Source organism: Kocuria sp. cx-455 (assembly GCF_057707085.1).
The window spans coordinates 99,206-123,393 of sequence record NZ_JBYIPM010000002.1 but is presented as its reverse complement, the minus strand read 5'-3'; the positions used below and the strand labels follow the sequence as shown (position 1 = coordinate 123,393).

Sequence of the window (24,188 nt, the reverse complement as noted above, 5' to 3'; positions counted from 1 at the left end):
TCTAGGGAGCACGGCACAATGGTGTTCGTGTTGACCGATTCCCCGCAGCCACGACCCGCCCGTGACGGCCCCGCCCGCTCCGAGCTGTGGTTCCACATAGTGCTGGTCCTGGGGGTGTCATTGGGGTCTTCCGCGGTGTACGCCGCATTGAACCTGGCGGAGACGCTCTCGCGGGGCCCGCTCTCGGATGCCGAGGCGACTTTGAATCGGGTCTTGAGCCCGGTTCCGGCCATCGACCTGCTTCGGCAACTTGCGAGCATTGGCTTCGCCCTGGTGCCCGTGGCGCTCGCCCTCTACCTGCTGGCCGGTTCGCTACCCGGTATTGCAGCCGTGCTGCGGCGGATCGGCGTGGACGGTCGCCGCCCGTGGTGGGACGCGGCCTGGGGAGCCGGGTTGTTCCTGGCCATGGGTTTGGGGACCGTGGGCCTCTATCAGGTGGGCAGGGCACTGGGGGTCACGGCGGCCATCACCACATCGGCCCTGGACGAGCACTGGTGGACGGTGCCCGTGCTGATCCTGTCCGCACTGCGCCACAGTGTGGTCGAGGAAATCATCGTGGTCGCGTTCCTGTGCGATCGGTTGCGGCGCATCGGCTGGTCGTGGGTCACGATCGCGGTGGCCACGTCCCTCTTCCGCGGCAGCTACCACCTGTACCAAGGCTTCGGACCCGCGCTGGGCAACATGGTCATGGGTCTGGTGTTCGTGTGGGTTTACCGCCGCTACGGTCGACTCGCGCCTTTGCTCATCGCCCACGCGCTACTGGACATCACCGGTTTTTTGCTCCCCCAACTGCTCGCGCGCTGATCGACGACGCCGCCGCTGCCGCGGCCCTCTCGAGCGAAAGGTCGCGGCAGCGGCGTCGGCGGGAGAAGTCAGATCGTGACCAGGCCGTCCGGGGTGGCGAAGGAAACCTCCATGACACCGGGGGTGCCGTTGGGCGAGCACCAGGTGACGTCCAGGGCTGCCAGGACGTCCTCGACAGGCCCACCCAGCCATTCGGTGACGCGCTCGGGAGAACCGGCGATCTCCATGCCGGCCAACCGGACGTCCGTGAGCTGTGCTTGGGAGGGGTGCATGTCCGGCTCGGAATCAAAGTGGACCATGAACGGCAACTGAGGATCGGCGATCAGACCCTTGACCCCGATCTGGTGCCACTCCAACTGGCGGCCGTCCGGGAACAGCCGGGAGCCCGGAACGGAGGGGCGACCGAGCTTGTCCTCGTACGGGGCCAGGTCCGGTACCTCAACCACCCAGCCGAGCCAGCCGCCTCCGGCCTCGGAGCGGGCGCGCACGGCCTGACCGAACGGGGCCTTCTCCGCGGCGGGGTGCTCCAGCACCTCGACGACCTCCACGTACTGGTGGTCTGTGAGCGGCAGGATCATGTTCCGCGTGCCGAAGCGCGGGTGGATCCCGCCCTTGACCGGCTCGATCCCTAGCTGATCGGCAATCCGTTCCGTGGTGGCTTCAAGGCCATCGGATTGAGCTGCGAAAGAGACATGATCCAGTTTCATGCTGTCATGGTGGCACCGCGCGGGGTGGTCACCAAATCGGGACATAAAACATGTCCGTGTGATGCGGGTAACTCAGCTTGACGTCCGAGGTACCGGCTCCGGAGAATGAAGGGCAGGTCACGAGAGTCAGCGACAAGCCCCAGCTAGCTGACCGGCAACCCTCCCTCCGCGGTGGGGTGCCCTGGGTGAGGACCGGGCCGCATCGGAACAACTCGATGGCGGCAAGCGCGGGTCACAGGTGCCCGATCGCCGCACGGGCGCCGTGCTGCGGATCGATCACCGGGCCCCTGACCCCGAGAAAGGGAGTGCGGCATGAGCCCCGCAGCCACCCCGTCCGAGCCCCGGAACTGGGCTTTCGAAACCCGTCAGATCCACGCGGGACAGGAACCCGATCCCACCACGGGATCGCGGGCCTTACCCATCCACCAGACAACCTCGTACGTGTTCCCGGACGCGGAGACCGCGGCCAAGCGCTTTGCCCTGGCCGAACTGGGACCCATTTACACGCGCCTGACCAACCCCACGACCGAAGTGGTCGAGAACCGCGTGGCGTCCCTGGAGGGCGGGGTGGGCGCGCTGATGCTCAGCTCGGGTCAAGCGGCGTCCACCTTTGCGATCCTCAACCTGGGCGGTGCCGGAACCCATGTGGTGGCCAGTCCGTCCATGTACGGCGGCACCTACAACCTGCTGCGCCACACCCTGCCCAAGATGGGCGTGGAGACCACGTTCGTGTCGGACCCGGACGATCCCGAGGCATGGCGCGCCGCGGTCAGACCCAATACGGTGGCGTTCTTCGGGGAAACCATTCCCAATCCTCGTAATGACGTGCTGGACATCCAAGCGGTTGCCGCGGTGGCCCATGAGTCCGGTGTGCCGCTGATCGTGGACAACACGATTGCCACGCCGTACTTGATTCGACCCATCGAATGGGGCGCGGACATCGTGGTTCATTCCGCCACCAAGTTCATGGGCGGACACGGCACGTCCATCGGCGGCATGATCGTGGACGCCGGCAACTTCGATTTCGGGCAGGATCCGCAGCGCTTCCCCGCCTTCAACGAACCGGACGAGTCCTACAACGGCCTGGTGTACGCCCAGGCGCTCGGCAAGGACGGCAATTTCGGTGTGAACCTGTCCTTCATCCTCAAGGCGCGTGTGCAACTGCTGCGCGATCTGGGTTCCTCGATCTCCCCTTTCAACGCGTTCCTCATCGAGCAGGGCATCGAGACATTGTCCCTGCGCATGGACCGCCACGTGGCGAACGCCCAGAGGGTGGCCGAGTGGCTCGACGCGCGCGACGACGTTCGCGCGGTCTCCTACGCCGGCCTCACGTCGTCCCCGTGGCATGAACGCGCTGAGAAGTACGCGCCCAAGGGTGCCGGGTCCGTGCTCGGTTTCGTGCTCGACGGCGGTCGCGAGGCGGGAACGGCGTTCGTGGACGCCCTGAGCCTGCATTCCAACGTGGCCAACATCGGCGATGCCCGCTCCCTGGTGATCCACCCGGCCTCCACCACCCACTCGCAGCTGACCGACGACGAACAGCGGGCCACCGGCATCGAACCCGGGTTCGTCCGACTGTCCGTGGGGTTGGAGAACATCGACGACATCCTGGCGGACCTGGAGTCAGGTTTCGAGGCCGTGGCCGCACTGGGCGGCGCAGGGGCGCCGTCGTCGGCCGCATCCAGAGTGGGAGGAACGCGGGCGTGACCATTGTGGGAGGCGGAACCACCGACTCGCTCGTCCGCGAGGACGGCGTGATGGGTTACATCAACGTGGGTCCCCTGACCCTGGAATCCGGCTACCGCCTCCCGCGTGCGCGACTGGCCTACGAAACATGGGGGCGGCTCAACGAGGACGCGTCCAACGCGGTGCTCATCGAGCACGCCCTGACCGGGGATTCCCACGTGGCACGGGGACAATCACGCGATCACGCACCCGAGGTGGAACGCGTGGCCGCCGAGGCGGGCGGCTGGTGGGACGGCCTGGTGGGACCCGGGGCGGCCATCGACACGGACAAGTACTTTGTGGTGTGCGCCAACATTTTGGGCGGCTGCTACGGCAGCACCGGCCCGGCGACCCAGGCCCCACCCGAGGTGGACCCGGAGCAGAAGGCCTGGGGGTCGCGCTTCCCGCGCATCACCGTGCGGGACACCGTGACTGCCGAAGCGGTCCTCTCCGATGCCCTGGGTATCGAGCGCTGGCGATTGATCATCGGCGGTTCCATGGGTGGGGCGCGCGCTCTCGAATGGGCTGTGATGTACCCGCAGCGGGTGGCCGCGTGCGGTGTGGTTGCCGCGTGCGCCTCCGCCAGCGCGGAACTGTTGGCGTGGGGCCAGGCGCAAGCGCTGGCGATCCGGCAGGATCCGAATTTCCGCGGTGGCGACTACTACGACGGCGACTTTCCGGAAGCCGGTTTGGGACTGGCACGACGCATTGCCCACATCACCTACCGATCGGCCGCGGAGTTGCACTACCGCTTCGGCCGGGAGACCCAGCCGAACGAGAACGTGGCCGCAACCCACACCGCGCAGCGCGGCCGTTACCGGGTGGAGAGCTACCTGGATCACCAGGCGTCCAAGCTGGCCGGTCGCTTTGATGCAAATGCATATTTGAGCGTCAATGAGACGCTGATGTCCCACGACGTCACGCGCGGGCGCGGCAGCCTGACAGAGGTTCTGTCCGGCACCTCGTGCGAATGGCTCGTGGCCGGCGTGGACTCGGACCGGTTGTTCTTTCCCGCCGAATCCGCCGAGATCGTGCAGGCCCTACCGGGTGAGCAGCAGCTGCACATGATCAGCTCGCCCAGCGGCCACGACGGCTTCCTGATCGAAGCCCCGCAGCTGGGTCTGCTGTTGAAGAAGACAGTGCTGCGGGACTAGACCTCGGGAGTTGGTTCCGGGGCGTTCGCATGCTCACCCGCGCCCGGGATGACCGCTCGGCCGAATTGCGGGCGTTTGGCGGTGACGAAGTCCCCGGAGCTGCGCCTGGTGATGCGGCGGGCAACCCACGGGGCAAAGTGCTTGCGCGCCCATACGAGATCGTCCCTGCGGGCTTCCCGCTTGGTTCGCGCGGGCTGTGCCTGCCGGACATCGGGGACCAGTCCGTGCTCGATGCCCAGACAGTCCAGCACCTCCACGGCAATGCGCTGATGACCCAGGGGTGAAAAGTGCAGCCGGTCGGGTGCCCACATCAGCGGATCGGCCAGTTCATGAAGGCCCCACAGGTTCGTCATGACGGCGCCGTGGCGGGCGGCGATCACGCGCACGTTCTCGTTCCAGATGGCCACCCGACCCCGGATGCTGCGTAGCACCGGGGTGTTGCCCACATCGGGGCCGTCAAACATGACCACCGTGGCGCCCGTCTGCGCAATCCGAGCAATCACGCCGTCCAGTTTCAAGGCAATGGCATCGGGATCGGCGCCGGGTCGCAACATGTCGTTGCCGCCGGCGCTGATGGTGAGGAGATCCGGATGCAGGGCAAGGGCCGGTTCGAGCTGTTCGTCAATGATGGGCTGGTAGAGGCGGCCTCGGATGGCGAGATTGGCGTAGGCGAAGTCATCGGTGAGCCGGTCCAACTCCTCGGCCACGCGGTCCGCCCACCCGCGGTGACCGCCGGGCGCGTTCTCATCGGGGTCGCCCACGCCCTCGGTGAAGGAATCGCCGATGGACACCATGCGGTGCCAGGGGTGTGTCGGGGGAGCGGGTAGCTCCTGATGGTCATGAGCGTGGTGTTCAGGGGGAATGTCGGGCAATGTCATACGCGCTGTTCTACCACTGACCGCGGGCCGACGCACGGGTGGAGTGCGGGGGCGTGCGATCGTGTCAGGATGGACACATGAGTGATACCCCGTTTGTGATCTGGAACAACGAGCCCGCTGACCGCACCGATACGCCGCTGGTGGTGATGTTCCACGGGTACGGGTCCCATGAAGAGGATCTGCTGGCCATGATTCCCGCCCTGCTGCCCACGGCGACCTACGCGTCGTTGCGAGCCCCGCAGCCCGCGCAGATGGGGTACCAATGGTTTCCGTTGTCCGGGGACTTGAGTTTCTCATCGGGCGCCGTGGTCGCCGCCGTCGAACCCGTGTCCGCGTGGCTTCAGGAGCGAGCCCAGAACCACTCCAAGGTGTTCTTGTTGGGGTTCTCCCAGGGCATGGCGGTGGCCACCAGCGTGGCGCGCCACATCCCCGAGACCGTGGACGCCGTGGTGGGCCTGTCCGGTTTCGCGGTTCCGATCGCCGACGGCGACGCGTATGCGGACTTCTTCAACGACGCTTACCTCAAGGAACACCCCCTGCCGATGTTCTGGGGCCGCGATCCCGAGGATCCGGTGATCCCGCAGGCCATGGTGGACGCCACGGCGGACTGGGCGGTGGACCACGCGGAGGTCACCAAGGTGCAGTATCGGGGAATCGGTCACGGCGTCTCACCCCAGGAGCTGGGCCACGTCAAGGAATACCTTCAGCACGTGGTCAGCTGACACCCCACCCGTGCGCGGGCCGCTGCGAATACTACGAAGCATGACGGTGGATGTTCCCCACCCTGTACCCGGGGCCTAGATTGGCGCCATGAGTGTTCAGACCGAGTGGCAACCCCGGCCCTCACCAACTCCCCGCGCCCGGAAACCCCCGGTTGCCTCGGCACGCGGAGCCGCGGCGCTGACCGTGGGGTTGGTGGTCAGTCTGTTGGCGGGCACGGCCCAGGCTTTGCAGTCCAGGGTCAACGGCGAACTCGGTCATGCCGTGGGCGATCCCTACGGGGCCGCGCTCGTGAGTTTCTCCTCGGCGTTCTTGATCATCCTGGCGGTGACGGTCATGACGCCCGCCGGTCGGCGGGGCGCCTCGCGGATTCCGGAGGCCGTGAAGCGCGGTGAGATTCCGTGGTGGTACCTGGGCGCCGGTGTGCTGGGCGGATTCATGATCGTCACCCAGGCCATGACCACCGTGGTGCTGGGATTATCGGTGTACATCCTGGGACTGGTGTTCGGAAAGTCCGTGGGGTCGTTGATCGTGGACCGATTCGGGGTTGGGCCGGGCGGTGTGAAGTACCTGACGGGCTACCGGGTGGTGGGTACAGCCATCATCATCGTGGCCGCGCTGGTGGCCATGGCCCCGCGTTTCGCGGCAACGAACCTTGCGGCTTCGCTCCCGCTGCTCGTTCTCTTCGCCACCCTGTCCGTGTTGGCGGGGTGCGGCAACGCCATCATGACCGCGTGGAACGCGGGGATCGGTGCCAAGGCGGGAACACCCATTACCCCCACTCTCACCAATTTTGCCGCGGGAACCCTGGCCTTGATTGTCACGGTGCTGGTTGCGCGTGGCATGTCCGACCCGGGTCCGTGGGTCTGGCCCGGTCAGTGGTGGCTTTACACCGGTGGCATCTTGGGCATCATCCACGTCGCGGCATCCAGTGTGCTTCCCAAGCATTTCGGAGTGTTGGAGACCAGCTTGGGAATGGTGGCCGGCATGTTGATCTCGGCCCTGGTGCTGGACGTCCTGGTGCCCACGCCCAACACCATTGTCACTGCGGTCACGATCGTTGGCACCCTGGTGACCCTGGTGGGACTGGTGGTGGTTACCCTGCCGTGGCAGCCTCGTCGCCAGAACTGACGATCTTGACCGGTTCGAGACCGGAACCCAAGACCTCGATCACATCGCCGGGGTGCAACTGAGCCCCGCGGCGTTGTTCTTCCTTGCCGTTCACGATCACCACTCCGCCGGCAATCAGTTCCTTGGCGTGGTTACCGTCCTCGGCCAAATTGGCCAGCTTGAGCGCTTGACCCAGCCGGATCATGTCATCGCGAATGGGAAGTTCTTCCGTGGTCTCTTCACTCATGGGTTCATCTTCTCAGAACGTGGCGGCAAGGGCGGCGTGATCAAGCGAATTAGTTGCATGTCCAATGGTTTGTCATTAGATTATCCGTGAGATACAGGTCACAGCGCCATGCCGCAACCCTTCAGGAGAGCACCCATGACTCAGGTCCCGCACTTCATTTCCGGTCGCCGCGTAGACGGCACATCCGGGCGCTTCCAGGACGTCTACAACCCCGTGAAGGGCCAGGTCGCCGCACAGGTGCCCCTGGCCTCCGCCGAAGAAGTGGAAGGTGCCATCGAGTCCGCGCAGCAAGCCTTCGAGGCATGGTCCGCCACCAATGCGCAGCGCCGCGCTCGCGTCCTGCTCAAGTGGGTCGACCTGATCAACGAGAACATGGACGAGCTGGCCACACTGTTGTCCAACGAGCACGGCAAGACCTTCCCGGATGCCAAGGGCGACATCCAGCGAGGCGTTGAAGTGGTCGAGTTCGCCGCCGGAGCCCCGCACCTGCTCAAGGGCGAGTACTCGAGCGCTGCGGGCACCGGCATCGATGTCCATTCGCTGCGACAGCCCCTGGGTGTGGTCGCGGGTATCACGCCGTTCAACTTCCCGGCCATGATCCCGCTGTGGAAGGCGGGCATCGCCCTGGCCGCGGGTAACACCTTTGTCCTCAAGCCCTCGGAGCGGGATCCGTCCGTGCCCGTGCGCCTGGCCGAGTTGGCCCTTGAAGCCGGCATGCCGGAGGGGGCCTTGAACGTGATCCACGGTGACAAGACCGCCGTGGACGCCCTGATCCGGGATCCACGCGTGAAGGCCGTGGGCTTCGTGGGATCCACCCCGATCGCCCAGTCCATTTACCTAGACGCCGCCAAGCACAACAAGCGTGCCCAGTGCTTCGGTGGTGCCAAGAACCACATGGTCATCATGCCGGACGCGGACCTGGAACAGGCCGCCGATGCCCTCATCGGCGCCGCTTTCGGTTCCGCCGGTGAGCGATGCATGGCGGTTTCCGTGGCCGTTCCCGTGGGTGAGGCCACGGCGGACAAACTCGTGGAGCTGTTGCGCGAACGCATTGACAAGCTCACGCTGGGTCCGTCGCTGGATGAGTCCTCGGACTTCGGCCCCGTGGTCGGCAAGGACGCCAAGGAACGGATCGAGAACTACATCGGGATCGGCGTGGACGAGGGCGCCCAGTTGCTCGTGGACGGCCGCGGCGCAACCGTCGAAGGTCACCCCCACGGCTTCTGGGTCGGTGCCACGCTGTTCGACCGGGTGACCCCCGACATGCGCATCTACCAGGAAGAGATTTTCGGTCCGGTGCTGTGCATTGCCCGCGCGGCGGACTATGAGGAGGCTCTGCGGCTGCCCAGCGAGCACGAGTACGGCAATGGCGTGGCCATCTTCACGCGCGACGGTGACACCGCCCGTGACTTCACCACCCGGGTGGAGGTCGGCATGGTCGGCGTGAACGTGCCGATCCCCGTGCCCATTGCCTACTACACCTTCGGCGGCTGGAAGGCATCCGGCTTCGGCGATCTGAACCAACACGGAACGGACGGGCTGAAGTTCTACACCAAGACCAAAACGGTCACCACGCGCTGGCCCACCGGCGCAAAGGAAGGCGCCAGCTTTGTGATGCCCGAGGGCAGCTGAGCTCACACCGGAACCTTGACGTCCCACCTCGAAGGAGAGTCATGAACACTTCACCGACAGCCACCCAGCCGCGCGTCGCGTTCCTGGGGCTGGGTCACATGGGCGGGCCGATGGCCGTGAACCTGGTCCGGGCGGGGGTCCCGGTCACGGGCTTCGACGTGGTCCCCGCGGCCCTCGAAGCCGCCCGAGCGAATGGCGTCACCGTGGTGGACAGCCCCCAGGAAGCGGTGCGGGACGCGCAGGTGGTCATCACCATGTTCCCGTCCGGCCGGCATGTGAAGGACGCCTACACCGGGGTCGACGGCGCCCAGGGCCTCCTCGCCGCGGCGCCGGCAGGTGCCACATTCCTGGACTGTTCGACCATCAACATCTCCGAGGCCCAAGAGGTGGCGCAATTGGCCAGGGATGCCGGCTTCACGGCCGCCGATGCGCCGGTGTCCGGAGGCGTGGTGGGTGCCCAGGCCGGAACCCTCGCGTTCATGGTGGGCGCCCCGGACGATGTCTTCCGGGAGATCCACCCGCTGCTGGACATCATGGGGGCACGGGTCGTGCACTGCGGGGACAGCGGCATGGGCCAGGCGGCCAAGATCTGCAACAACATGATTTTGGGCGTCTCCATGGTAGCCGTCAGCGAGGCGTTCGTGCTCGCCGAGAAGCTGGGGCTCGAGCACCAGGCCATGTACGACGTCGTGTCCAAGGCCTCGGGACAATGCTGGGCGTTGACGACCAACTGCCCCGTGCCCGGACCGGTTCCCACCAGTCCGGCCAATAACGACTACCAGCCCGGTTTCGGCGGGGCGTTGATGTCCAAGGACCTCAACCTGGCCGCCACCGCGATCGAGCAAACGGGCGTGACTGCTCGGATGGGGCAGCTCGCGGCAGAGATCTACAACGAGTTCTCGGACGGCGCGGGTGCGGGCCAGGACTTCTCCGGAATCATCAACACCATTCGTGAGGACAGCGCCGGTAATAGGTAACTCATCAGAGGGCCAGGCCTTACGGAGCCGTGGGTGCGTCCTCGAAGTCGCCGGACCGGGCGCGAAAGCGGCTGAGAATGGCGATGAGGGAATCCACCTCGTCGGGTTCGAAACCTGTCCGCAGGAACAGATCCTCGTTGAGGACCCGCGTGGCCTCGGCCGCGGTCTTCTTACCCTTGGCGGTCAGCACGATGGTCATGGCGCGGCGGTCCGTCTTGAGCGGCTCACGCTTGACCAACCCGGCGTCCTCCAACCTATCCACCGCGTTGGTCACGGATGTGGGATGAACCTGCAGCAGGGCGCTGGCCCGCTTCATGAGCATTTGCTGTTCCCGCGTGAAGCTCAGCAGCGCGATGAGTTCATAGCGGGCGAAGGTCAGCTTGAACGGCTTGAGGACCTGCTCCGCCTCGGCCAACAAGATCTGCTGGACCCGCATGATGGCCGTGACGGCGGCCATGGGACCCGAGGCTTCTTCCCACCCATTGCGCACCCAATTGCGCTGGGCCTCCGCAATCGGATCTTTCGTGAGCGTACGACTATTGGACATTGGACCATTCTATTCCGGGGTTGGACAGACTCTGACCGGGGGGTGATGAGGCCGGTTGTACACGTGCGCCACCGGCCGTGGCCTGGGTTCTAGCGCGTGAGCGACAGGTCTTCCTCGCGGAATTCCGTCCCGTAGCCCTCGGGAGCCTCACCGGATGCGGAGCGTTGCTCCTCCGCCTTACGCAGCTCCACGCGGCGAATTTTCCCGGAAATCGTCTTGGGCAGATCCAAGAATTCAATGCGACGGATTCGTTTGTACGGGGGCAACTTGCTCAGGCAGAACTGCAGGACCGCGGTTGCTGTCTCCGCGGTGGGTTCGTAACCGGAGCTCAGAGTCACGAAGGCCTTGGGGACGGCCAATCGCAGCTCGTCGGGGGCGGGCACGATGGCTGCTTCCATGACGGCCGGGTGCTCGATCAAAACCGATTCCAGCTCGAACGGTGACACCTTGTAGTCACTGGACTTGAAGACGTCGTCCGCGCGACCCACGTACGTGAAAACGCCGTTCTCGTCCCGGGAGACCACGTCACCGGTGTGATACAGCCCGTTGCGGAACACATCCTCGGTCTTGGCTCGGTCGCCGTAATAACCGCGCATCAGCCCGACCGGGCGGGGATCCAAGCGCAGACACAGCTCTCCCTCCTCCGCTTCTTCATCCGTCATGGGGTCGATCAGCACCACGTCAAAACCGGGCAGGGGCACTCCCATGGAGCCGATCACGATGCGACGACCCGGGGTGTTGGCCACCTGCAACGAGGATTCGGTCTGCCCGAAGCCATCGCGGATCGTGCACCCCCAGGCCCGGTAAACCTGCTCGATGACCTCGGCATTGAGGGGCTCACCGGCGGACACGGTCTTCTGGGGCGGGGTCCGCAGCAGGCTCAGATCGGCCTTGATCAGCATGCGCCACACGGTGGGTGGCGCGCACAGGCTGGTCACGCCGATGTCGTCCATCACGCCCATGAGGGAAGCGGCGTCGAACTTGCGGAAGTTGTACACGAAGATCGTGGCCTCCGCGATCCAGGGGGCAAAGAAGTTGGACCACGCGTGCTTGGCCCAGCCGGGTGAGGCCACGTTCAGGTGGATGTCACCGGGCTCAAGTCCGATCCAGTACAAGGTGGACAGGTGACCCACCGGGTAGGACGTGTGCGTGTGCTCCACGAGCTTGGGCTTGGAGGTGGTGCCCGAGGTGAAATACAGCAGCAGGGTCTCATTCGCGTCGGTGGGGGAGTCCTGAGTCAGCTCGGGGGAGGCGGTATAGGCCTCGTTGTAGTTGAGGACCGTGCGGTCACCGGCATCCGGGGACTCGATCCGGTCGACCGGAGTGTAGGCCCCGGGCACGTAGATCACCGTGTAGTTGCCGGTCACGGGTGCGAACTTGGGGGCATCCTGCATGCCGACGATGGCCCACTTGGCTTCCGCGCGGGTGACTCGGTCCTCGAGGTCGGCCGGTCCCATTTGCGTGGTGGTGGGCACCATGACGGCCTCGATCTTGATGCACGCCAGCATGGCCTCCCACAGTTCCACCTGATTGTTGAGCATCAGGATCACGCGGTCACCGCGTTGCACGCCCTGTTCGCGCAGCCAATTCGCGACCTTGTGGGAATCGCGGCTGAGCTCGCCGAAGGTCCGGCGCAGCTGCGAGCCGTCCTCCTCGAGAATGATCAGGGCGTCCTGATCCTTGCGCTCGTCGGAGGCGGCCACCTGATCGAACCAGTCGAAGCCAAAGTTGAAATGGTCGAAACGCGGCCACACGAACTCTTCGCGGGCGCGCTGCCAGTCCTGTTGGAGCGACACCAGGTGGTCACGGGCTGAGCGGAATTCGGTCGTCACGGTCATGGCTTTCGGGGCCTCCTCGATATGCGGTCGTGATCCTGACGTGCCGTGCTCACCGGCCGGCGGCACCGGCATTGGATGTCCGTTACTCGAAAAGTGTGACTCACGACACCCCAAATATACTTGGAAGGCCTATAGTTGGAAAGACCACAATCGGAGTACCGAGAACCTTGAGGACCACGACCATGACCAGCGCGACCCTCTCCGGTGATGCACCACAGAGCCTCTTGCCGGACGTAGACCTTCTGCACGTGGAGTTCCTTCTCCATCCCGCCGAACGTGAACGGCTGACCGTGATCAAGGACCACCTGCAGGCCCACGTGCGCAAACAGACCATTGATCCGTGGAATCGCGAGCACCTACCCACCGAGCTGCTGCACGCCCTGGCGGACCTGGGACTCGGCTCGTTGTTCCTGGACGGCTCATCGCGGTTGTTCCAGGGCCTGGTGCACTCGCAGATCGCCCGCGCCGATGTTTCGTTGTCCGCTCTGATCGGGATCCACAACGAACTGATCGTGGGCACGATTGCGGAGCTGGGTTCGGAAGAGCAAAAGGCCCAGTGGCTGCCGGCCCTGTCCGAGCTCACGCAGCTGGGTGCCTTCTGTCTGACCGAGCCGAGCCATGGTTCGGACATTGCCGGCGGCCTGGCCACCACGGCCACGCTCGATGGCGACGAGTGGGTCATCCGGGGAGAAAAGCGCTGGATCGGCGCCGGCACCGTGGCGGCCATCGCTTTGATCTGGGCCCGTGACACCGCGGACGGAGTGATCAAGTGCTTTGCGGTGGACACCACCCATCCCGGCTACTCGGCCACCAAAATCGTCAACAAAATGGGTTTGCGCATCATGCAGAATGCGGACGTCGTGCTCAACGAGGTCCGCGTGCCGCGCAGCGCGCTGCTGCCCGAAGCCATTGGTTTCGACGCCGCGAATGCCCTGCTCAAGGATTCCCGCGCGTGGGTGGGGTGGCAGGCCGTGGGCGCCCAGCAGGCCATTCTGGATATTCTGCGCGATTACTCGCTGGAACGCGTGCAGTTCGGCAAGCCGCTCGCGAGCTTCCAGGTCATCCAACAAACCATAGCGGAGGTTGCGGGCAACCTGGCCGCCAGCTCCGCCATGATGGTCCAGATGGCCCGCCTGCAGGAGACCGGCGAGCTGGAGATGATGCACGCGGCGATTGCCAAGTCCACCACCACGCGCCTGGGGCGACAATCCGCGTTTCTGGCCCGCGATGCCCTGGGCGGCAACGGCCTGTTGAGCGATTACGAAATGTCCAAGGTGCTGGGCGACCTGGAAGCCATTTACACCTACGAGGGCAGCTATCACATCAACGCGCTCATTGTGTCCCGCGCGCTGACCGGTGTCTCCGCCTTCGTCTGAGTCCATATCACCGCACGCCACGAGGACTCGTGTTCGGAGCCCACGAGTTAGGCGAGTTTTCCGCGTAATGGCTACCCTGGAACCAGGACGTCGTATTGGGCGTCTCGTTCGTGGTGCCCAGCGCACGTGAGCCGTCCCGCGGCGGCGTCGTCAGCGGGGCCCTCAAGAACCACCCAATGGATTCCACGCGCGCGGCCGCAGCCAGCGGTCGGGCGAGAAACGGATGTGAGAACGCATGGCTGCCAAATCCACCCTGGACAATGTCATTTCCTTGGCCAAGCGCCGAGGCTTTGTCTTTCAGGCGGGTGAAATTTACGGCGGTTCTCGCTCCGCATGGGATTACGGACCCCTGGGCGCGGAACTGAAGGAGAACATCAAGCGCGAGTGGTGGCAGACCTTTGTGCGCGGCCGCGCAGACATGGTGGGACTGGACTCCTCGATCATTCTGCCCTCGGCCGTGTGGGAAGCCTCCGGCCACGTGGAAACCTTCACCGATCCGCTGGTCGAATCGCTGCACACCCATAAGCGCTACCGCGCCGACCACCTGCTCGAGGCCTACGAGGCCAAGCACGGTCATCCGCCGGTCAACGGCCTGGCGGACGTCAAGGATCCGGAGACCGGCCAGGACGGGAAGTGGACCGAGCCGCAGCAGTTCTCCGGCCTCATGAAAACCTTCCTGGGCCCCGTGGACAACGAAGAGGGCAAGCACTACCTGCGTCCGGAAACCGCGCAGGGCATTTTCGTGAACTTCCTGAACGTGCTCAACGCATCGCGTAAGAAGCCGCCGTTCGGTATCGGTCAAATCGGCAAGGCGTTCCGCAACGAGATCACCCCGGGTAACTTCATCTTCCGCACGCGTGAGTTCGAGCAGATGGAGATCGAATACTTCATCCACCCGGACGAGGCAACCACCTACTTCGACGAGTGGGTCGAGGCGTGCTGGGACTGGTTCGTGGACCTCGGTGTGAACGCGGACAACATGCGCCGCTTCGACGTTCCCGCGGACGAACGTGCGCACTACTCGGACGGCACTATTGACATCGAGTACCGCTTTGGTTTCCAGGGTTCCGAGTGGGGCGAGCTCATGGGCGTGGCCAACCGAACGGACTTCGACCTGACCAACCACACCGAGCACTCCGGCGACAAGATGCAGTACTTCGATCAGGCCTCGGGCGAGCGCTACACCCCGTACGTGATCGAGCCGTCCTTCGGCCTGACCCGCTCCATGATGGCGTTCCTGGTGGACGCGTACGTCGAGGACGAGGCCCCCAACACCAAGGGCGGCGTGGACAAGCGCACCGTGCTCAAGCTCGACCCGCGCCTGGCTCCGGTCAAGGCGGCCGTGCTGCCGCTGTCCAAGAAGGACGACCTCAAGCCCACCGCGGAGAACCTTGCCGCCCAGCTGCGCCGTCGCTGGAACATCGACTATGACGACGCCGGCGCCATTGGCCGTCGCTACCGCCGCCAGGACGAGATCGGCACGCCGTTCTGCGTGACCGTGGACTTCGACACCCTCGAGGACCAGGCCGTGACCATCCGTTCGCGCGACGAAATGACGCAGGAGCGCGTGGGCCTGGATCGCGTGAGCGGCTACCTCGCCGAACGTCTGGAGAAGTAAGGACCGCATGAGCATCGAGTACCGTCCGTGGCGCGAAGACGACGACCTCCGTCTCCTGGAGGTCTGGCCGGATGCGCCGTCGGCCCCGGCCCGAGCCTTCCGTGCCCGTTTGGGTGCCAGTGAGGGCACCGCTTTCTCCCGCACTCTGGTGGCCGCCGATTCCGGCGTGCCCGTGGCGGCGGGGGTCGTGTACGAGTCCCGGTGGCACCCGCAACGGCTGTGGGGCTACGTGGAGGTTGCCGCGGATCGGCAGCGCGAGGGGATCGGCCGCGAGCTCGTGGCGCGGTTGCGAGCCGAAGCCGAGCGGGCGCCGTCGGGCGTCAGCGCCCTGCGCACCCGCGTGACCCCCGGGTCTGCGGGGGAGCAGTTCGTGCGGGCCCAGGGTTTGCGGCCCGCGATGCGCTCGCGGGTGATCCGCGTGGCCGCCGGTGCGCTGCCGATGCCCACCCTGGGACAGAACGCGGACGGCACTCCCGCTCAGGCCGTGGCGGACCTCGCGACGGGCTCCGTGGAACTCACGCGCGCCGTGTGGGAGTTCTACCGGTCCGTGCACGAATGGGATCCCGTGGGCGAGATCGGGATCGGAGCCGTCAATCAGCAGTTGCTCTCGGACAAGGCCGGCGCGTTCGGTGCCGTGGTGTTGCGTGACGGTGCGGCGGCCGCCGGTGGCAAGGAACCCATTTCGGCCTTCGCCGTGAGCTACCGCCCCTTTGACCCGCACAATCCGGATCAGGAACCGGCCGAGTTCGAGGCCGCCGACGTGCTGCTGGGCTACGTGCCCGGTGCCGCGGGCGACGAGACGGAAACCGGGGAGGCCGTGGAGAAACTGCTCGCCCTCCTGGTCAATGACTACCCGGTGGAACTGGAAGTGGACGATTCCATGACCCCGCTGGTTGCCGTGGTGGACAACCTGCTCGAGGCCGGTGTGGCGCACGTGGTCACGGAGACGGTCACGCTGGTCGACTAATCGTCGTCGGGGCACAACCAGTGTGATCCTAATGCGGTGGAGTTTCGCCACCGGGTGACTGGCAATGGTATGACGTTCTATGGAGAAAGGACGGCCATGTCATTACACACGGTGCACTCGGGGCCCAAACCACCCATGAACGGGCGGCTCAGGTTGATCGCCACGGTCGCCACGTTCGGTGGGTTGCTGTTCGGTTACGACACCGGCGTGATCAACGGTGCGCTGCCGTCCATGGTGGAGGACCTTCAGCTGACTCCGTTTCTGGAGGGTCTGGTGGCGTCCATCCTGCCCTTCGGCGCGGCGTGGGGTGCGGCCTTCGGCGGTAAACTGGCGGATCACTTCGGACGCCGCGGGGTCCTGGTGGTTCTGGCGGTCATCTTCGTGGCCGCAACAATCGGATGTGGGACCGCGCCGACCGTCACGATCCTCGTGGTGTTCCGTTGCATTCTGGGCCTGGCCGTGGGAGCGGCCTCCGTGATCGTGCCCGTGTTCCTGGCAGAGCTCGCGCCGGCGCAACTGCGTGGCCGGGTGGTGGCCCAGAACGAGCTCATGATCGTGGGTGGGCAGGCTCTCGCGTTCGTGTTCAACGCCGGTCTGGCCACCGCGTTCGGTCACGTTCCCCACGTGTGGCGTTACATGCTGGTGCTCGCCACCGTCCCCGCGTTGATCCTGTGGGTGGGCATGATCATTGTGCCGGAATCCCCGCGCTGGCTGGCCCGCAACGGTTCCGTGGACCGCATGTTCGACGTGCTGCGCCGGATCCGCGAAGATGCATATGACCCGGGTGAGGGCCAGAGCGTGCTCCAGTTGGCGAAAGAGGACGAGGACCGCCCCACCGCGCGGATCACGGACCTGGTGCGCGTGCCGTGGATCCGGCGCATTTTCATCCTGGGCGCGTCCATGGCCGTGATCAACCAAATCTCCGGTATCAACGCCATTCAGTACTACGGCGTGAGCGTGCTGCAGGACGTGGGCTTCGGCGGTAACGGTGCCTTCTACGCCAACATCATCCCCGGTGTGGTGGGTGTGCTGGCGGTGGCGCTGGCCATGTACCTGCTCAGGTACGTGGGCCGCCGGAAACTGTTGCTGACCGGGCTCGTGGGCACGGCGACGTCGTTGACCGCCTTTGCGCTGTCCTATCTGCTGATTCCCGAATCCAACCCAGCGCGCGCGTGGGTCGTCCTGACGTGCATTGTGGTGTTCGTGGGGTTCATGCAATGCTGCATCGGCACCGTGACGTGGCTGTACATGTCCGAGATCTTCCCGCTCAACGTGCGCGGCGTGGGTATGGGCGTGTGCGCGTGGATCCTGTGGATGATGACGTTCGTGGTGGGTCTGACGTTTCCGATACTCACCGACTCGTTGGGCGTGGGATACACGATCCTGATCTTCGTCGTCCTGCAGGTCATGGCGTTGGTGTGGGTGTACCGGGTGGCGCCGGAAACCAAGGACAGGACCCTGGAGGAGCTGGAGCATTATTTCCGCACCGGGTAGGGGACAATAGTTTGTCAGCCCCGTCCGCCGTACCCCGGTGTCAACGCCATGTGAGGAATCCGCCCGTGTCCTGTGAGCTCAGCGAAACCGCCACGCCGGAAGACTTCGCGCGCCCGCGCTGGGTCGCCCAGCCGGACGTTCGCGAGCGAGCGCGGCGCTTGAGCCAGAAATTCGAAGAGGCCTACGGTCGCGCGCCGGTGGGTGTGTGGGCGGCGCCCGGGCGAGCCAATCTCATGGGCGAGTACGTGGATTTTTCCGGCGGCATGTGCCTCCCGTTCGCCCACCAGTACGTCACGCTGACCGCCGCGGCGCCTCGCGAGGACGGGGTGCTCAATGCGCAGTCCATGCAGGACGCGGACGAGTCCGTGGCCGATGACCGCCCGCAATCCACCCGCATTAGCGCCGTTGCACCCGGGGCCGTCCCGGGTTGGTTCGGCTACGTGGCCGGCGTTGCCTGGGGGATGAACCGGGTGGCGCACGGCGAGTCCGCGCACCCGGTGGCGGTTTCCGAGCTCGAACTGGCCGCCGACTTCGGGGCGGATCTCATGGTCGACTCCACGGTACCGATCGGGGCCGGATTGGCCTCCTCCGCCGCTCTCGAGTGTTCCGTGGCGCTCGCGTTGTTCTCACTGAACACTGGCCGGGATCACCCGGACGATCCCCAGCGCCGCGCCCTCGCCCGCGCCTGCATAGCGGCGGAGAACCATATTGTGGGCGCCAACACGGGCGGCCTGGACCAGACGGCGTCCCTGCGTTCCCACGCGGGGGAGATCCTGGCGCTGGACTGCCGGGACTTCGACGTGGCCCGCTTGCCCGCCGATCCCGCGCTCGCCGGTCTCACCTGGCTGGCTGTCGACACGCGCGCACCGCACAAGCTCGCGGATGGTCAATACAGTTCCCGCCGCGCCGAGTGCGAGGCTGCCGCTGCGGTCCTGGGCCTGCCCACCCTGCGCGATGCGCTCCCGGAACACCCCACACCGGACGACGCCGCTGCCGTCCTCGCGCGCTTCGATCGCCTTCTCGAATCTGGGGCGGACCTCACCGAGGACCGTGAGAAGACCCGGCTGCGGTTGCGCCACTCCATGACCGAGATGGTCCGTTCGGTCCAGATCGCCCACGAGATGCGCAGCGACGCACCGAACTGGTCCCGCGTGGGTCGACTGCTGGTCGAGGGTCACGAGTCCATGCGCGATGACTGCCAGGTCACCGTGCCGGAACTCGATACCGCGGTGGACGAATGTCTGCGCGCGGGTGCGCTGGGCGCCAAGGTGGTCGGCGGTGGATTCGGAGGGTCCGTGATTGCCCTGGTGCCGTTGGAGTCCGTCGCCGGGCTGGCCGCCGCCGTGCAATCGTGCTTTGCCCGCAACGGGTTCCGGGAACCGCTGTTCCTGACCCTGCAGCCGTCCGAAGCGGGCCGCAGGGTCCTCTGAAGCGCCCGCGTCCCGTGACACGGGCCCGGCGCTGAACATTTCCGGCGGCGGTTCGCCACAATGAGGCGAGAATCAGTGCGATCCTCTGCCATGAATGTCACTCACCCTTAGGAGCCACCCGTGTTCGCAGCGGCCAGTGCCACACGACGACTCAAGCACGGACTCGCGGCCCGTGACTCCGGGGACACGGCGGCGGCCCGGGAGGCCCTCGAGACCGCGCTGCGCACCGCGCGCCTGGGCGAGGTGTGGCTGGTGGCCGGGGATGCGGCGTCGGCGTTGGGAGACCTGGCCCGGGACACCGGCGACTTGCCGGGCGCGGAACACCACTACCGGCTGGCCGCGACCCAGTACCGGCGAGCCCGGCGTAGCGCTCGTTCCGTGGGCGGACACGTGCGGAGCCTGGAGAATCTGGGGGATGTCCTGCTGCTGGAAGGGCGCCCGTGGGATGCCTATCGCGAGTTCCAGGAGGGAGCCACGGCGGCCGGAGTCGACCCGTTGCGACCCACGGGTACCGGAGCCGGTGTGGAGTTCGTCTCACGCGAGGACCTGCGGTGGACCTCTCACCTGGCCACGGCCGCACAGGCTGCCGGCCGGCGCAGGCTGGCCAACGACCACTACGAAACGGTCCTCGCCGGTTGCGAACTGCGCGGGGACGTTGCCGGTCAGATCATGTGTTGGAAGGGCCTCGCGGCGCTCGCGCAGGACATGATGGCCTGGAACGACGCCGCGCACGCCCTGTACACCGCCAGTAACCTCTATCCCGCGCTCCCGGCACCGGAGGCGCACACCCGGGAGTGGGTGCAGTGCCTGCGTGATTTGGGGACCGTGTGCAAAACCCTCGGTCGCCGCGACGAACAGGTGAGGGCCTTCAAGCTCGCGGTGCGCCTGGAACACGTGGACAGCGCGGCGCGGCACCCCGAAGAGTGAGACAATGGCGCACGATGAGCACCACGAATACTGAGACCGCGGACCGGGAACCGGCCGTGTTGAACCTGAAACCGTTGCAGCTGGGACCGTTGACCATTGACGTGCCCGTGGTTCTGGCACCCATGGCGGGGGTGACCAACAAATCCTTCCGCACGCTGTGCCGCGAGTACGGCGGGGGACTGTACGTCACCGAAATGGTCACCGCGCGGGCCCTGGTCGAACGCCGCCCGGAGTCGCTGCGCATCATCCACCACGACCCGGATGAGACCCCGCGTTCGATCCAGATCTACGGTGTGGACGCGGTCAACGTGGGCAAGGCCGTGCGCATGGTCGCGCAGGAGGATCGCGCGGACCACATTGACTTGAACTTCGGGTGTCCGGTGCCCAAGGTCACCAAACGCGGTGGTGGTTCTGCCCTGCCGTGGAAGACGGACCTGTTCCGGGCAATCATTCGCACGGCGGTCCGGGAGGCCTCCGAGGCGAATATCCCGGTGACCATCAAAATGCGGATCGGCATCGACGACGAGCACCAGACCTACCTGGACGCGGGCCGCATGGCGCGTGACGAGGGCGTGGCTGCCGTGGCCCTGCATGGCCGGACACTGCAGCAGCACTACTCGGGCAAGGCCGACTGGGAGTCGATCGCCCGGCTGCGCGAGGCGCTCCCGGACATCCCCGTGCTCGGTAACGGTGACATCTTCTCCGCCGAGGACGCGGTGCGGATGGTTGAGCAGACGGGTGTGGACGGCGTGGTGGTGGGCCGCGGTTGCCAGGGCCGCCCGTGGTTGTTCGGCGACCTGCAGGCGGCCTTCGAGGGCAGCCCCAGGCGCTACAGGCCCGGAGTCCGCAAGGTCGCGGACACCGTGTACCGGCACGCCGAGTTGCTCGCCGAGGAGTTCGGTGACGAGGCCAAGGGGTGCCGAGAAATTCGCAAGCACGTGCCCTGGTACTTCAAGGGCTACCCGGTGGGCGGCGAACTGCGCGCTCACATGGCGCAGGTGCCCAGCCTGGCCCGACTGCGTGAACTGCTCGACCAGCTGGACCTGGACCTGCCGTACCCGGGTCAGGACGTGGAAGGCCCTCGTGGCCGCGCGGGCAACCCGCGTAAACCCCACCTCCCGGACGGCTGGTTGGACTCCCGCATTCTGGGCGACGCCGAACGTCTGGGACTCGTGCACGCCGAACTCGATGTTTCCGGAGGCTGACCGATTGCACACCCCTGACCGTTTGGGCATCCTGCCCGCCGGATACGCCCACGAGGACGCCGAACGGTACGTGGCCGAGAACCACCACAACCGGCACCGCTCCCACTTCGAACGCGACCGTGCGCGTGTGCTGCACAGCTCCGCTCTGCGGCGGTTGGCGGCCAAGACCCAGGTGGTGGCCCCCAGCACGGATGATTTTGTCCGAAACCGCCTGACCCACTCCCTGGAAGTCGCCCAGATCGGACGCGAACTGGGTAAGGCTCTGGGGTGCGATCCCGACGTGGTGGATGCCGCGTGCCTGTCCCACGATCTGGGGCACCCGCCCTTCGGCCACAACGGTGAAACGGCGCTCGCGGCCATGACCCGGGAGATCGGCGGTTTCGAGGGCAACGCGCAGACATTGCGACTGCTGGTGCGCCTGGAACCCAAGATCGTCAGCGGGAGCGGCCACCCGGCGGGCCTGAATCTCACGCGCGCCGCCCTGGACGCCACGTGCAAGTACCCGTGGAGCGCCACGGACGCGCCACCGCGCCCGGACGGGAAACCCAATCGGAAATTCGGGGTGTATCAGGACGACCTGCCGGTGTTCCGCTGGATGCGAGAAGGTGCGGTGGCGGGTCGCAAGTGTTTGGAGGCCCAGGTCATGGACCTGGCCGACGACATCTCCTACAGCGTGCACGACGTGGAGGATGCGATCGCCTCCAACGCCTTGCAACTGGGCCAACTCGCGGACCCCATAGCTCGGGCTCGCGTCATTGAATGGACCCAGCGCTGGTACCTTCCCCGGGCCACCGCGGAGGAACTGGACGCCGCCCTGCGCCGGCTGGAGGACTCCCCGGTGTGGATTCCGCTGATGAACGGTTCTCGCACGGACCTGGCGCGGCTCAAGAACATGACGAGCCAGTTGATCGGCCGGTTCGCCATGTCCGCGGTGGAGGCCACACGCGACGTGGCCGGTGACGGTCAGCTGACCCGTTACGGCGCGCAGCTCGTGGTGCCGCACGAGACCGACCTGGAGATCGCCGTACTCAAGGGCATTGCCACGGCGTTCGTGATGACGGTGCGCGATGCGCAGCCGCTCTATGAGAATCAGAACGAGATCCTCACCATCCTGGTCAACGCGCTCATGGAGACCGACGGCCGTTTCCTCTCCCCGGAATTCACGGGGGATTGGCGCGAGATCGGTGACGGCCCCGGCGCGGAGGCGGCCCGGTTGCGGCTGGTCGTGGATCAGGTCGCCTGCCTCACCGACACGTCAGCGGTCGCACTCCACGACAGGATCCGCGGTGCCAACTGGCGCACCGGCGACAAACCACTTTGGTGAGGCGTGTCTCATTCAATGGGATTGTGGCCTGGGCAACACCAACGTGGGATTAGTATCACTGTGATCTGTCGCCCTATCGGAAGAGATTCCCCGTGAGCCCTACAGCTTCCTCACCCCGCGCCGGCACCTCGTCCGGCAAGGGCCTCATCCTCAAATCCCCCCGGTGGGTCGCGCCCCTGTGCTGGATCGCGGTTCTGCTGGACGGCTTTGACGCCGTGGTCCTCGGCGCGGTCATGCCCGCACTGCTGGAGGACAAGGCCTTCGACATGACCACCGGCGAAGGCACCGCCGTGGCCACCGCCGGTTTGTTCGGCATGATGGTCGGTGCGCTCGCCATGGGGTGGCTCACCGACCGTCTGGGGCGCCGCAAAATGCTGATCGGCGCCGTTGTCATTTTCTCGGTCCTGACCTTTGCTGCGGCCTTCGCTCCCACCGTGCTGTGGTTCGGTACGTTGCGTTTCCTGGCCGGCCTGGGGCTGGGCGGATGCCTGCCCACCGGCATCTCCATGGTCAACGAATTCGCCCGCAAGGGCCGCGGCTCCAACGCCACCACCGTCATGATGACCGGATACCACGTGGGTGCCGTGCTCACCGCGGCCCTGGCCATCTGGGTACTCACGCAGTTCTCGTGGCACACCATGTTCATTGCCGGTGCGCTGCCGGCCGTGATCCTGGTCCCGCTCATGTACTTCTTCCTTCCCGAGTCACCGTCCTACCTGGCGGCCAAGGGCGATGACGACGCCGCTCGCGCGGTCGCCGCGCACTACAACGTGGAACTCGAACTCCCGAACACCGCGAACGCGACGCGCGGGGCCGGAGCGGACCGCGCGGCGTCGTCGACCGCGGCCGGTGAGAAAACCAGGCCCGCGAAACAGGGCGCGGCTCTGCTGCTGAGCGGCACGTACGCGCGGAACTCGACGTTCATCTGGATCGCGTCCTTCATGGGCCTGCTGCTGGTGTACGGCCTGAACACGTGGCTGCCGCAAATCATGCGCGCGGCGGATTACGACCTGGGCAACGCGTTGGGTTTCCTGTTGATCCTCAACGTGGGTGCCGTGGTGGGCCTGTGGATCGGCGGCCGCGTGGCTGATCGCATCACCCCGCGAGTGGCGGGCATCCTGTGGTTTGCCGCGTCAGCCGTGCTGCTGGCGGCCCTGGCCATCAAGCTGCCGGTGCTCGGCATCTACATCATGGTGTTCCTGACCGGTTGCTTCGTGTTCTCCTCACAGGTGCTCGTGTACGCGTTCACCGCCGCCAACCACCCGCCGCAGGTCCGCGCCACGGCGCTGGGCATGTCCGCCGGCGTGGGCCGTCTGGGCGCGATTAGCGGCCCCATTCTGGGTGGCACGCTACTGACCGCGGGGCTGGCCTACCCGTGGGGATTCTTCGCCTTCGCCCTGGTGGGTGCGCTCGGCGGCGCGTCCATGCTGGGGACCAAGACCGTGGACCCGGTGGACACGCGGGTCGTGATCGATCCCGAGGAGCCTCCCGCGCGCTAGGTGCCGCGC

General features: G+C 66.1%; 21 protein-coding genes and 1 riboswitch. Of the genes, 16 read left to right on the top strand and 5 right to left on the bottom strand.

Annotated features, from left to right (window positions below; genetic code table 11):
• Positions 1-18: 18 nt before the first annotated feature.
• The gene (locus tag AC3ENJ_RS04435) at positions 19-804 is read left to right on the top strand and encodes a CPBP family intramembrane glutamic endopeptidase (protein ID WP_431813211.1); all 786 of its coding nucleotides are present in this window, start codon (positions 19-21) and stop codon (positions 802-804) included.
• A 68-nt stretch (positions 805-872) separates the two neighbouring features.
• On the opposite strand, the gene AC3ENJ_RS04430 is transcribed toward AC3ENJ_RS04435, so the two are convergent.
• Positions 873-1,511 (bottom strand): VOC family protein, encoded by a 639-nt coding sequence (locus AC3ENJ_RS04430; protein ID WP_190781668.1) that lies wholly within the window; start codon positions 1,509-1,511, stop codon positions 873-875.
• 115 nt (positions 1,512-1,626) lie between these two features.
• Positions 1,627-1,745, top strand: a riboswitch (SAM riboswitch).
• Between the two features lie 78 nt (positions 1,746-1,823).
• Between AC3ENJ_RS04430 and AC3ENJ_RS04425 the strand changes: the two genes are divergently transcribed.
• Together AC3ENJ_RS04425 and metX are read left to right on the top strand one after the other, a co-directional pair.
• Positions 1,824-3,218, top strand: coding sequence for a bifunctional o-acetylhomoserine/o-acetylserine sulfhydrylase (locus AC3ENJ_RS04425; protein WP_431813210.1), 1,395 nt, complete (start codon positions 1,824-1,826; stop codon positions 3,216-3,218).
• Positions 3,215-4,390 (top strand): homoserine O-acetyltransferase MetX, encoded by a 1,176-nt coding sequence (metX, locus tag AC3ENJ_RS04420; protein ID WP_431813209.1) that lies wholly within the window; start codon positions 3,215-3,217, stop codon positions 4,388-4,390. The genes AC3ENJ_RS04425 and metX overlap by 4 nt, the downstream gene beginning before the upstream one ends.
• Here the strand turns inward: metX and AC3ENJ_RS04415 are convergent.
• Positions 4,387-5,268: an SGNH/GDSL hydrolase family protein gene (locus AC3ENJ_RS04415; protein ID WP_431813208.1), complete on the bottom strand. Its 882-nt coding sequence runs from the start codon at positions 5,266-5,268 to the stop codon at positions 4,387-4,389. The genes metX and AC3ENJ_RS04415 overlap by 4 nt on opposite strands.
• 77 nt (positions 5,269-5,345) lie before the next feature.
• Here AC3ENJ_RS04415 and AC3ENJ_RS04410 point away from each other — a divergent pair, with 77 nt between their 5' ends.
• Both AC3ENJ_RS04410 and AC3ENJ_RS04405 read left to right on the top strand, forming a co-directional pair.
• Positions 5,346-5,990, top strand: coding sequence for an alpha/beta hydrolase (locus AC3ENJ_RS04410; RefSeq protein WP_431813207.1), 645 nt, complete (start codon positions 5,346-5,348; stop codon positions 5,988-5,990).
• Between the two features lie 88 nt (positions 5,991-6,078).
• Positions 6,079-7,119 (top strand): DMT family transporter, encoded by a 1,041-nt coding sequence (locus AC3ENJ_RS04405; protein WP_190781665.1) that lies wholly within the window; start codon positions 6,079-6,081, stop codon positions 7,117-7,119.
• Here the strand turns inward: AC3ENJ_RS04405 and AC3ENJ_RS04400 are convergent.
• Entirely contained in the window at positions 7,085-7,345 is a 261-nt protein-coding gene (locus AC3ENJ_RS04400; RefSeq protein WP_190781664.1) for an RNA-binding S4 domain-containing protein, read from the bottom strand. The genes AC3ENJ_RS04405 and AC3ENJ_RS04400 overlap by 35 nt on opposite strands.
• A gap of 135 nt (positions 7,346-7,480) precedes the next feature.
• On the opposite strand from AC3ENJ_RS04400, the gene AC3ENJ_RS04395 reads away from it, so the two are divergent.
• Both AC3ENJ_RS04395 and mmsB read left to right on the top strand, forming a co-directional pair.
• Positions 7,481-8,977 (top strand): CoA-acylating methylmalonate-semialdehyde dehydrogenase, encoded by a 1,497-nt coding sequence (locus AC3ENJ_RS04395; RefSeq protein WP_431813206.1) that lies wholly within the window; start codon positions 7,481-7,483, stop codon positions 8,975-8,977.
• A 41-nt stretch (positions 8,978-9,018) separates the two neighbouring features.
• Complete coding sequence (mmsB, locus tag AC3ENJ_RS04390; protein ID WP_431813205.1) at positions 9,019-9,954, top strand: 3-hydroxyisobutyrate dehydrogenase; 936 nt, start codon at positions 9,019-9,021, stop codon at positions 9,952-9,954.
• A 19-nt stretch (positions 9,955-9,973) separates the two neighbouring features.
• Here mmsB and AC3ENJ_RS04385 read toward each other — a convergent pair whose 3' ends face one another.
• On the bottom strand, positions 9,974-10,501 hold the full coding sequence (locus tag AC3ENJ_RS04385; RefSeq protein WP_431813204.1) for a MarR family winged helix-turn-helix transcriptional regulator: 528 nt from the start codon (positions 10,499-10,501) through the stop codon (positions 9,974-9,976).
• 89 nt (positions 10,502-10,590) lie between these two features.
• Positions 10,591-12,339 carry an AMP-binding protein gene (locus tag AC3ENJ_RS04380; protein ID WP_431813203.1) on the bottom strand — a complete coding sequence of 583 codons (1,749 nt, stop codon included), beginning with the start codon at positions 12,337-12,339 and terminating at the stop codon, positions 10,591-10,593.
• A gap of 182 nt (positions 12,340-12,521) precedes the next feature.
• On the opposite strand from AC3ENJ_RS04380, the gene AC3ENJ_RS04375 reads away from it, so the two are divergent.
• The 9 genes from AC3ENJ_RS04375 to AC3ENJ_RS04335 all read left to right on the top strand — a co-directional run bounded on the left by AC3ENJ_RS04375 (position 12,522) and on the right by AC3ENJ_RS04335 (position 24,179).
• A complete protein-coding gene (locus AC3ENJ_RS04375; protein ID WP_431813202.1) occupies positions 12,522-13,715 on the top strand; it encodes an acyl-CoA dehydrogenase family protein in 1,194 nt (397 codons plus the stop codon).
• Positions 13,716-13,950: 235 nt separating this feature from the next.
• A complete protein-coding gene (locus AC3ENJ_RS04370; RefSeq protein ID WP_190807476.1) occupies positions 13,951-15,333 on the top strand; it encodes a glycine--tRNA ligase in 1,383 nt (460 codons plus the stop codon).
• Between the two features lie 7 nt (positions 15,334-15,340).
• Positions 15,341-16,300, top strand: a complete 960-nt coding sequence (locus tag AC3ENJ_RS04365) for a GNAT family N-acetyltransferase (RefSeq protein ID WP_431813201.1) — start codon at positions 15,341-15,343, stop codon at positions 16,298-16,300.
• 96 nt (positions 16,301-16,396) lie between these two features.
• Positions 16,397-17,794 carry a sugar porter family MFS transporter gene (locus AC3ENJ_RS04360; RefSeq protein WP_431813200.1) on the top strand — a complete coding sequence of 466 codons (1,398 nt, stop codon included), beginning with the start codon at positions 16,397-16,399 and terminating at the stop codon, positions 17,792-17,794.
• Positions 17,795-17,859: 65 nt separating this feature from the next.
• On the top strand, positions 17,860-19,224 hold the full coding sequence (locus tag AC3ENJ_RS04355; RefSeq protein ID WP_431813199.1) for a galactokinase: 1,365 nt from the start codon (positions 17,860-17,862) through the stop codon (positions 19,222-19,224).
• A 120-nt stretch (positions 19,225-19,344) separates the two neighbouring features.
• Positions 19,345-20,151 (top strand): hypothetical protein, encoded by an 807-nt coding sequence (locus AC3ENJ_RS04350; protein WP_431813198.1) that lies wholly within the window; start codon positions 19,345-19,347, stop codon positions 20,149-20,151.
• 14 nt (positions 20,152-20,165) lie between these two features.
• Positions 20,166-21,356, top strand: coding sequence for a tRNA dihydrouridine synthase DusB (gene dusB / locus AC3ENJ_RS04345; protein WP_190781654.1), 1,191 nt, complete (start codon positions 20,166-20,168; stop codon positions 21,354-21,356).
• A gap of 4 nt (positions 21,357-21,360) precedes the next feature.
• Positions 21,361-22,680, top strand: a complete 1,320-nt coding sequence (locus AC3ENJ_RS04340) for a deoxyguanosinetriphosphate triphosphohydrolase (RefSeq protein WP_223841286.1) — start codon at positions 21,361-21,363, stop codon at positions 22,678-22,680.
• Between the two features lie 92 nt (positions 22,681-22,772).
• On the top strand, positions 22,773-24,179 hold the full coding sequence (locus AC3ENJ_RS04335) for an MFS transporter (protein WP_190807480.1): 1,407 nt from the start codon (positions 22,773-22,775) through the stop codon (positions 24,177-24,179).
• Positions 24,180-24,188 lie beyond the last annotated feature (9 nt).

Bases quoted from the DNA above. Each gene is read 5' to 3' on its own strand.
- AC3ENJ_RS04435 (WP_431813211.1), top strand. From the start codon at position 19: ATGGTGTTCGTGTTGACCGATTCCCCGCAGCCACGACCCGCCCGTGAC.
- AC3ENJ_RS04430 (WP_190781668.1), bottom strand. From the start codon at position 1,511: ATGAAACTGGATCATGTCTCTTTCGCAGCTCAATCCGATGGCCTTGAA.
- AC3ENJ_RS04425 (WP_431813210.1), top strand. From the start codon at position 1,824: ATGAGCCCCGCAGCCACCCCGTCCGAGCCCCGGAACTGGGCTTTCGAA.
- AC3ENJ_RS04415 (WP_431813208.1), bottom strand. From the start codon at position 5,268: ATGACATTGCCCGACATTCCCCCTGAACACCACGCTCATGACCATCAG.
- AC3ENJ_RS04410 (WP_431813207.1), top strand. From the start codon at position 5,346: ATGAGTGATACCCCGTTTGTGATCTGGAACAACGAGCCCGCTGACCGC.
- AC3ENJ_RS04405 (WP_190781665.1), top strand. From the start codon at position 6,079: ATGAGTGTTCAGACCGAGTGGCAACCCCGGCCCTCACCAACTCCCCGC.
- AC3ENJ_RS04400 (WP_190781664.1), bottom strand. From the start codon at position 7,345: ATGAGTGAAGAGACCACGGAAGAACTTCCCATTCGCGATGACATGATC.
- AC3ENJ_RS04395 (WP_431813206.1), top strand. From the start codon at position 7,481: ATGACTCAGGTCCCGCACTTCATTTCCGGTCGCCGCGTAGACGGCACA.
- mmsB (WP_431813205.1), top strand. From the start codon at position 9,019: ATGAACACTTCACCGACAGCCACCCAGCCGCGCGTCGCGTTCCTGGGG.
- AC3ENJ_RS04385 (WP_431813204.1), bottom strand. From the start codon at position 10,501: ATGTCCAATAGTCGTACGCTCACGAAAGATCCGATTGCGGAGGCCCAG.
- AC3ENJ_RS04380 (WP_431813203.1), bottom strand. From the start codon at position 12,339: ATGACCGTGACGACCGAATTCCGCTCAGCCCGTGACCACCTGGTGTCG.
- AC3ENJ_RS04375 (WP_431813202.1), top strand. From the start codon at position 12,522: ATGACCAGCGCGACCCTCTCCGGTGATGCACCACAGAGCCTCTTGCCG.
- AC3ENJ_RS04370 (WP_190807476.1), top strand. From the start codon at position 13,951: ATGGCTGCCAAATCCACCCTGGACAATGTCATTTCCTTGGCCAAGCGC.
- AC3ENJ_RS04365 (WP_431813201.1), top strand. From the start codon at position 15,341: ATGAGCATCGAGTACCGTCCGTGGCGCGAAGACGACGACCTCCGTCTC.
- AC3ENJ_RS04360 (WP_431813200.1), top strand. From the start codon at position 16,397: ATGTCATTACACACGGTGCACTCGGGGCCCAAACCACCCATGAACGGG.
- dusB (WP_190781654.1), top strand. From the start codon at position 20,166: ATGAGCACCACGAATACTGAGACCGCGGACCGGGAACCGGCCGTGTTG.